The 656-nt window shown below is 55.3% G+C and carries 1 protein-coding gene; it reads right to left on the minus strand.

What is annotated here, in order from left to right; all coding sequences use genetic code 11:
• A partial coding sequence (locus tag McpAg1_RS09585; RefSeq protein WP_338095086.1) for a molybdopterin oxidoreductase family protein occupies positions 1-656 on the minus strand: 656 nt, incomplete at both ends.

The raw sequence follows: 656 nt of genomic DNA on the forward strand, positions 1-656 counted from the left end.
TCACAGTTGTCCATGCCTTTCTCGACGTTCTTGGAGTCAGGGTCGGAGATGACCGGGTTTTCACCCATGAGGTACATGCATTTCAGTTTGTCAGGGTGTTCTTCGAGGGTCTCAAGCATCTCAGGGATGTGCAGACCGAGTTTGCCGTTCGGGATTTCAGAGACGCCCCAGTAGTCGGCAACTTTCTTGGCTGCGTCCGGGTCGGTGACTTTGAGGTAGCCTGCATATACGTTCGGGAGTGCTCCCATGTCGCAGGAGCCCTGGACGTTGTTCTGACCACGGAGTGCGTTGACACCGCATCCGGGTTTGCCGATGTTGCCGAGCAGGGTCTGAACGAATGCGATGGATCTGACGTTGTCGACACCAACGGTGTGCTGGGTGATACCAAGGCAGTGGACGAATGCGGTTTTGTGCTGGCATTCGTGGAGCCAGGTGAGGGCCTGTTCGATCTTTTCTGCGGGGACTCCACAGATTGCGGAGGTGTTTTCGATGCTGTATTTGTCCTGGGTGACGCATGCTTTGAGTTCGTCGTAGCCGTTGGTACGGTTTTTGACGAACTCTTCGTCAACCCATCCACGCTCGATGATCTGTTTCATGAGACAGTTGAGGAGCTGGATGTCGGTTCCCGGGTAGTGCTGGATGTGCAGGTGGGCCTG

The sequence above is a fragment of the Methanorbis furvi genome, from assembly GCF_032714615.1.
Classification (GTDB): Archaea; Halobacteriota; Methanomicrobia; order Methanomicrobiales; family Methanocorpusculaceae; genus Methanocorpusculum; species Methanocorpusculum furvi.